The sequence below is a fragment of the Nostoc sp. CHAB 5715 genome (assembly GCF_020829685.1).
Taxonomy (GTDB): Bacteria; Cyanobacteriota; Cyanobacteriia; order Cyanobacteriales; family Nostocaceae; genus Nostoc.
In genome coordinates, this window is sequence record NZ_JAIVFR010000732.1 from 1 (window position 1) to 3926 (window position 3926).

The 3926-nt window shown below is 41.8% G+C and carries 1 protein-coding gene and 1 pseudogene; both read left to right on the top strand.

The annotated features are described in order from the left end of the window. Positions 1-106: 106 nt before the first annotated feature. Positions 107-736 (top strand): annotated as a pseudogene (locus LC574_RS30130) (TraM recognition domain-containing protein); the annotation flags it as partial. A gap of 189 nt (positions 737-925) precedes the next feature. Beyond that, the gene (locus LC574_RS30135) at positions 926-3817 is read left to right on the top strand and encodes a DUF3854 domain-containing protein (RefSeq protein WP_229457277.1); all 2892 of its coding nucleotides are present in this window, start codon (positions 926-928) and stop codon (positions 3815-3817) included. The last annotated feature ends 109 nt before the right edge of the window (positions 3818-3926 follow it).

The following is a 3926-nucleotide window of genomic DNA, read 5'->3' on the forward strand; positions in this document are numbered from 1 at the left end:
CTAGTATGGTTAACTAATCTCGCACATCTGAGAATTCGGGTGTTTCCCAGTTGGGAAATACGCTTGGATGGAGGTTTAACCCGAATAGGAGTTAGAAATATGCCAGTTGTTTCATTGGCTCAAATGACGGAGTGAGGGTTTCTGCGGCATCCTGGGCTGGCAGAATATGGGGCAACTTGAAAAGAATTACGGTAAGGAAGTAGCAAAGACTATTCTTGGTGCTTGCGGTACTAAGTTTGTTTTCAATCCTAGTGAAAATGAGTCTGCACAATTGTTCTCCAGCTTTTTAGGTGATGAAGAAATCAAATACAAGCATAAAAGTCGCTCTACAGGTGGGGGTAAAACTAATACTACTACTAGTGACCAAGAGAAGACTAAAAAACTATTGGAGTCAGCCCAGTTTTTGAAACTGCCAGCAGGTAAATGTGTCTTTATAAATCCTGCATACTCCAATAATTTTGAAGGGTCGGTTCCTCTACTGAAATCTATCAAAATCCCCCAAGCCATTCTAGATATTGAAGAATACAATCAGCAGCAATGGACTAAGCTTGTCACTATTCTGGCTAGAAAAAGTACTCAGAAGTTTCCGACTCAGCATGACTTAGATATCAGAATTGCTGACATTAATAATCGTTTCCCTCTGCCTCAAAACCCCAAAGATGCCAACAATTCTTTACCTTTAGATATCTCGGAGGTCAGTTCATTGATTGATGCTGATGACAACGTATTTATTTAATTTTTATTTACTCAGAAAATTGATGAACGACATTTACAACTAACTTCGGCTTATGCTAAAAGTAGTGAATACTTTGCCAGAACAGTAATAGCCCCTTATCTAAAGCTTGTACTAGACTCGATAGAATTAGCAATAGATGAATACATCAACTCCAGATTAAAGTTGGAAATTGGTAAAGAAACTTATGTCATGAGTTCTGACGAAAATGGTGGTTGGAAGTGGGAGAAATTTGACCCCAAGACTAACGAATTTGTTCAAGCAGAATTTGCTGACCTAGAAGAATTTTCAGAATTATTAACAGAGCTTTTGGCATCAAGGAGTGAATACCCCTTCTTACTTCCGTCTGATATCCCACCACTTTTACCTGGTTCTATCACACCCCCCGATTTACCTCCCACTGGTTCACCTCCGATTTTGCCACCTAATGACAAACCTCCGTTTTTACCACCGTCTACTACACCTGTTGAAGTAGTAGAAATCGCTCCTCTAATTGACTCAGCTCAAAAGGCAGAAGGAAGAGTACACCCAGAAAACCGCACTTCTGGGTTGTGGAGCTACTTCAAAGAGGCAAGAAGTGAAGACGAATTGCTGCCATTTGATCTTAGTAGTGAACTTGGGTCTGAATACCCCACTGCTTCAAACTCTTCATCTGACCCAATTTCTCCAGTCCCCACACATAAGATAGATCAAAATCACTTGCAAGAATTAGTAAGAGGAAGTGCCATCGCTCCGGCTATTGCCGAGATGAATTTTAAGAGCTTACACATTGACCCCATAGAACAGGAACATGAAGCATGGGAATATCTCATGTACAGTGACAAACTAGAACGCCTGAATACGGGGCGGCTGTCTGCTTCCATTCTCAATAGATATTCTCACCTTGAGGATGGCGGCTGGTGGTGTAACTCTGGTGTTGATCCTCGTGACTTTGCTAATCTTGAGCCAGGGAATGAACCTAATCAAAAATTGTGGGGATGCTACAAACCTAATAGTCCCAGAGAAAAAGCCGAGAACCCAGGCAAATTTATTAAATATGAACACCCACCCAAGGTTGATTTAAGCATTTTCTTGCTTAATGTACCGAATGAGATTGCCGAACGCATCTACGAAAAAGCTGGAGTACAGCCGACGCAAAGCGATCGCCAATCGGGATTTTGGTATTGCGTTTGGAAGCATAATGTCCCAGTCACTATTGCCGAGGGTGCAAAGAAGGCGGCCAGTATTTTGAGTCAGGGGGAAGCAGCCATTGGATTACCTGGGATTTATGCTGGATATCGCGTTCATGATGAATTGGGCAATCAAAGAGAGCCTGTATTACATGATGAGTTGGCAGTTTTCGCTACGAAAAATCGGGACATTAAAATTTGTTTTGACTACGAGACTAAGCGCACCACTAAACGCAACATTAATATCGCTACATACCGCACTGGTCAACTGTTAGAAGAAGCGGGTGCTAAGGTAAGTGTTATTTCTTTACCAGGGCCAGAAAAAGGTGTCGATGATTTGATTGTTGCACAGGGCGCAGAAGCTTTTAAGCAAGCATCTCATACATCAGTCCCATTGGACAATTGGTGGCAGAACAATCAACCTCCTGATTTGCGTTTAACAATATTATTGAAAAATGGTAAGGAGATCCAGCTTTCCGAGCAAAAGGGAGATGGCACTGTTAATGCCCCATCTTCATCTCTAGAGAACTTAGAAGAAGAACAGACAATTGCTATTTTTGGGAAAAATCGCTCCAAATTTTCGATCCAAGAAGCAACAGACTTTACAATCACAGAGAACTCATCACCAAGTCCGGCATCAATAGACCCTCAAGTAATAGATGCTGAAGTACTTGCTAATGAAGGGAAAAAAGAAGTTATTCCCTTCATTAGCGCTTCACCCGTGACTCCGGTTGAGGATTACCAGATTGATTCTTGGGCAAGAAGAGAGCAGGTCACAATTTATCAGCCGAATTTCTTTAGAGAGCGTCTAGAAGCTAGGGAAAATAAGGAGATTGCTTCTACTGCATTCGCACTTGTGAAAAATTATGGTGTTCAACAAGATAATAGTTTAGTTTATCGGGCGGATGCTTTTACCATCAATAAGGTTGGGAACAATTACAGTATTTATCGCCGCACTGACGAAACTAAAGCCCTAATGCAGTTTCATACTGATAAATGGGGAGCTATCACTAATCCTGGGCAACCCAAGGATATGCTGCCCATCGAAAGACAGGAGTTTTTATTAGTTGCTGAATACCTTAAAAGTGGTAAACAACTACCCTCTGTTGATGAAGACCCCAGAAAAATTGCTTCGACCCTTGGTTCACTCTCCCTTGATGGGACACACCAAATTTTAGAAAGCTTCAAAACGTCAGAAGTCTTGCAAATCCTGACTCAAACTCTAAAAAAGGCTGGTCGTGATGATTTGGAGTTGGGAAATTACCGCATCCTCTACGAGAAAAGTCAACAAGATAGTACATCTGTTCTAAAAGTCCTCAAAACTGAACATGATGGCGTTCCTTGGGTTGCTGCCAGTTTTGAAATAAATAGAACAAATGAGGGAATGACTCACCAAGTCAAAACACTCGCTATTACTGAACTTGATCTGAGTAAACTGAGATTGCTTGCTCAAAAGTTACATATCCCGCAATCTCTGGCTGCTACTGCAACTGGCAATCCTCACACCACCCGTGATATTAAACTGCCTCTTCACCCAAAGTTAGCAAAACAATGGCAGGACTTAGAATATAGGACACAACTTGAGAATTCTGTTTCCTTTCCCTCTACGTCTGACCCGATTAGCAACTCCCAAGTAGAACGACCAATAAAAAAAACGTCTAATTTTCAAGCCTTGCCTAATGTAGAGAGTATTCCTCTACCCCTTCATCCTCTACTAGATCAATATTGGCAAGAGCTAGAAGATACCCATAGATGGGCAGACGTCGCCAAACAAGAAAATTCCGAATTTCGGGAGAAACTCAAACATACTGGCAAACTCACTATTGGTGAACAACGCGAACTTTACAACAAAATATTGCTCCAAAGCCAAGTTGAGCAGCACCACAGAGGAGCAACTGATATCTTCTTTGACTAGCGCTGGAATGCCAATATCGTCGGGGCTCTCCGAGTCTTTTGTAAAAACTACATCACCGACACGCAGCTTAAAGCGTTCAAACTGTAAGTCAGTTGCGGAGGCTTCCATG

Excerpts from the sequence above, each read along its gene's own strand:
- LC574_RS30135 (WP_229457277.1), top strand. The coding sequence starts at position 926 with ATGAGTTCTGACGAAAATGGTGGTTGGAAGTGGGAGAAATTTGACCCC.